We start from the raw sequence: 3,807 nt of genomic DNA, 5'->3' as shown, positions 1-3,807 counted from the left end.
ACGAAGAAGGCCGCGTTTTAATCGCCGATTACAAAGATTTTACCCTGATAGCGGCGTATTTTCCAAATTCGCAGGACTATGGCAAGCGGCTTGACTACAAACTGAAATTTAACAACGCGATTTTAAAACTATGCAACTCAATCGTAAAAAAAGAGCGCCATTTTTTACTGAGCGGCGATTTCAACGTCGCGCACACTCCCATCGATCTTGCGCGCCCGAAAGCCAATGAAAAAAACGCGGGCTACCTGCCTGAGGAAAGGGCATGGATGGATAAATTCTTAGCGGCAGGGCACATTGACACTTTCCGGCATTTTCATCCGGGAGAAAAAGATCATTACACGTGGTGGTCGTACATGGGGCAGGCGCGCGCGAAAAACGTCGGGTGGAGGATTGATTATCACTGTGTAGACAAAGGCTTTATCTTTGTTAATCCGCATAAATTGATGATTCTTGTTTTGTCTTTTACTAAAAGATAAATAAGTACAACCGCTGCGGCAATGCGCCCGATAAGCGTAGATAAAGCCGCGCCTGCCACGCCCCATTTAAACACATAGATAAATAAGGCGTTTCCGCCTACGTTTAGTATGTTCATCAGTATTACTATTTTCATCGGCATTTTTGAATCTCCCATGCTTCGAAACATCGCGGCGGCGGCGGTGTACAGGGCAAGGAACGGATATGAAATCGCTATAAACAAAAAATAAATATCCGCCGATCTCATTACATCGTCCGCGATATTTCCAAAAATAGTTTTAAGCATAATTTGGCGCGTGAAAATGGTAAAAAACATAAGAGTTACAGAAATAATCAAACTAATATATATCAATTGTTTTGCGGAATTGCAGGCGTTGCCCTCTTCTTTGCGTCCCAAGTACTGGCTTGCGACAACTGAGCCGCCCGTCGCTATCGCGTTAAACGCGGTAATAATAAGAAAATTTATGGTTTCAACCAGTGAAATCCCTCCTACCGCGTGTTCTCCGACATAGCTTACCATTACCATGTCGATAATTCCCATCATTACGACAAGGAGCTGCTCGATAATCAGCGGCCAAAACAGGGTAAAAAGGCGTTTGTTGTTCCAATCCGCGACCGGTAAAACTACAGGCGTGTCCATAGGGGAACTTCTCGGCGCAGGCTCGACGGACGCGGTGGGAAACAGTTTGACTTCCAATTATTACTCCTTGTAAATTTGTTTTTTCTTAACAGTTTACGTTTTTTATGTTATATTAACAAGTATGGCGTGTTTGTTTGATTATATTAAATGGCGGGGAGATTTAGATTTTAATGTGTCTCCTTTTAATCCGGTGGACAATATTATTTTTTCCCAACTCGCGTACTTTACGCTCGACGGAATTGTTCCATCTCCTGAAGAAAACGAGGGGATTAGCATCGCTCTCGCGGTAAGGGTTTATGATGAAAAATCAAGCCAACCCGGTTTTAAGTTGTCTTCAATATTTAAAGAAGATCCTGAATTAATCAGAGCGCTTGGAGCGTCAAGACGATTCGGAAATTGCCAGTTGTTTGGTTTTGTAAATAATGTTAACGAGGATCGTGAAATTCAATTTTCCGCCGTTTGCGTTTATACAAGCGATGATCATTGTTTTGTAGCGTACAGGGGGACTGATTCTTCCATTTTGGGTTGGAAGGAAGATTTTAACATGTGCTTTAAGGACGTGATTCCATCACAGCTTGCCGCCGTGGATTATCTTGAAAAAATGGCTCCAAAAATAAACGGTTCCCTGCGGGTCGGCGGACATTCAAAAGGGGGAAACCTCGCGATTTACGCCGCTTCCAAATGCGATAGTAAGATACAAAAGCGCATAACAAGAATTTACAGCAATGATTCTCCCGGTTTTAGCAAAAATTTTATTAACAGCGACGGTTTTAACGCGATTAAAGACAAAATTTGTTTTTATGTGCCGCAGTCTTCGATTATCGGAATGTTTATGGAACATGGCACGGATTACACCGTAATAAATAGCAATGAAAGCGGCCTTATGCAGCACAATCTTTATTCATGGGACGTGGCATATAACGACCTTGTTCCCGCCGAGAAAACAACCGTTGGCAGTAAATTTGTAAATGACACTTTGCGCGAATGGCTTGCCAATCTTGACAACGCGGAGCGTGAAAATTTTATAGAAGCCGTATACCATATCCTGACCGCCGCAGACATTAAATCGCTTTCCGAGCTAGACACCTCATGGTTTTCAGTGCTGGGCCGCGTGTATAAATCGCAAAGCCACATGGAAGACTCCAAGAAAAAAGTTATTTGGCAGACGTTGAAAGAACTAGTCCATTCCGCGGGACGCAATTTGGAAACTCTTCTAAAAAAGTGAGCAGTGAGCAGTGAGCAATGAGCAGTGAGAAGTGAGCAATGAGAAGTGAGCAATGAGCAGTGAGCAATGAGCAATGAGCAGTGTTGTTGTTCGTTATCTGCGCGTGAAGTAACACGCTACGTTTGCTAACAATAATTCACTGCTCCTTGCTAACTGCTCACTGTTACAGTAAAGGCGCGAAGATGCGTAATATATCTGAAATAACGCTCTTAAACTTTTTATCGGCGCATTCTTTTAAAGTTATTTCCTGTGAACCGGGCAGGGTGTTTAAAAAATCTTCTTTGACTTCTGCTACTGTTTCGCTTGCGTAAATTAATACGCCGCATTCAAAGTGAAGGTAAAGGCTCCTAAAATCTAAATTTGTCGTGCCTACAGTCGCTATTCTGTCGTCAGAGACAAATGTTTTTCCGTGATTAAAACCGGAAGTGTACTCGTAAACTTTAACTCCCGCTTGAATGAGCCTTCGGTAATATGAGCGTGACGCAATCGCTACAATCCATTTGTCCCAGCGGTGGGGCGTTATTATGCGGATGTCAACGCCGCTTTTCGCCGCAAGTATTAGCGCGGAAAGAAGATTGTCGTCTACAATCAGGTACGGGGTGTTGATGTAAACGTACTTTTTAGCCTGATTAATTATTTGGATATATACGTGTTCCCCCACGTTTTCCTTGTCAATGGGACTGTCGGCATAGGGTTGCACATAACCCCACGCTTCAAAACCTTCAGACACTCCGCTTTCCGTGTGTTCAATAATATTGTCTTTCCACGGAAAAAATGACGGATAATCGTCCTTTTCCTTAAAGCCTAAATTCCACATCTGCAAGAAAATTAGCGTTAAAGACCACGCGCCGTCCCCTTCGATTTTTATCGCGGCGTCTTTCCAGTGGCCGAAACGTTCAACCGCGTTGATGTACTCGTCCGCCAAATTAAGTCCGCCGGTGAACGCGATTTTACCGTCTATCGAAATAATTTTACGGTGGTCGCGGTTATTCTGCAATGAAGAAACAATCGGCCTGAAACGGTTAAAGACATAACATTTAATTCCTTTTTTCCTAAGCGTTTTTGGAAAATCGGGCGGCAGTGTAAAAAAGCAGCCCATGTCATCGTACATTATCCGCACGTCAAGGCCTTCTTCTGCTTTTTTTTCAAGAATATTTAATATCGAATTGAACATTTGCCCTTCTTTTAAAATAAAAAATTCCATAAAAATATATTTTTGCGCTTTCTCAAGGTCTTCCAGCACCCTGTTAAAAAAAGATTCGCCTGAAGGAAAATATTCCTGCCTTGTATTTCCGTATACCGGAAAACCGGCGTATTCCTGCAAATAATGAGCCTGAGTTTTAAAATCAGGATAGGTGTCAATAAGTTCGTTAAGGCGGTTTCCCGTACGATAAAAAGTTTAAGAGCGTTATTTCAGATATATTACGCATCTTCGCGCCTTTACTGTAACAGTGAGCAGTTAGCAAGG

At 42.7% G+C, this 3,807-nt stretch carries 4 protein-coding genes; 2 read left to right on the top strand and 2 right to left on the bottom strand.

Annotated elements, in window-relative coordinates; all coding sequences use genetic code 11:
* The coding region (locus ACYVRH_RS11150; protein ID WP_461256988.1) for an exodeoxyribonuclease III at nucleotides 1–476 on the top strand (476 nt) is incomplete at its 5' end.
* Here the strand turns inward: ACYVRH_RS11150 and ACYVRH_RS11145 are convergent.
* A complete protein-coding gene (locus ACYVRH_RS11145) occupies nucleotides 398–1,171 on the bottom strand; it encodes an MATE family efflux transporter (RefSeq protein WP_461256987.1) in 774 nt (257 codons plus the stop codon). The genes ACYVRH_RS11150 and ACYVRH_RS11145 overlap by 79 nt on opposite strands.
* Nucleotides 1,172–1,244: 73 nt before the next feature.
* On the opposite strand from ACYVRH_RS11145, the gene ACYVRH_RS11140 reads away from it, so the two are divergent.
* Nucleotides 1,245–2,339, top strand: coding sequence for an Mbeg1-like protein (locus tag ACYVRH_RS11140; RefSeq protein WP_461256986.1), 1,095 nt, complete (start codon nucleotides 1,245–1,247; stop codon nucleotides 2,337–2,339).
* Nucleotides 2,340–2,502: 163 nt separating this feature from the next.
* Here ACYVRH_RS11140 and cls read toward each other — a convergent pair whose 3' ends face one another.
* A complete protein-coding gene (gene cls / locus ACYVRH_RS11135) occupies nucleotides 2,503–3,663 on the bottom strand; it encodes a cardiolipin synthase (protein WP_461256985.1) in 1,161 nt (386 codons plus the stop codon).
* Between the last annotated feature and the right edge of the window lie 144 nt (nucleotides 3,664–3,807).

Source organism: Treponema sp. R80B11-R83G3 (assembly GCF_054786115.1).
This window is presented reverse-complemented; position numbering and strand designations above follow the sequence as displayed.